1 pseudogene is annotated in these 270 nt (G+C 48.1%); it reads right to left on the bottom strand.

Annotated elements, in window-relative coordinates:
* Positions 1–34: 34 nt before the first annotated feature.
* Positions 35–270, bottom strand: a pseudogene (gene tnpA / locus ACSZPU_RS26540) (IS200/IS605-like element IS200F family transposase); the annotation flags it as partial.

The following is a 270-nucleotide window of genomic DNA, read 5'->3' on the forward strand; positions in this document are numbered from 1 at the left end:
GGCGCATACGATCTGACATTTGCATCAGACTTCGTTACTTACGGCCCGTAAACGGGCTGCCCGGATAGGGAATCGATAACTGCTCTCCCATTTTATCCTCTTCAAGCTGGTGCTTTATATAGTCCTGTATCTTCGCCGTGTTCTTACCCACCGTATCGACGTAGTATCCCCGGCACCAGAACTCCCTGTTCCTGTATTTGAATTTCATATCTCCAAACTGCTCGTAAAGCATCAGGCTGCTTTTTCCCTTCAGATAACCCATGAACCCTG

It is taken from the genome of Phytobacter sp. V69 (assembly GCF_965644215.1).
In the GTDB taxonomy this organism is placed as follows: Bacteria; Pseudomonadota; Gammaproteobacteria; order Enterobacterales; family Enterobacteriaceae; genus Phytobacter.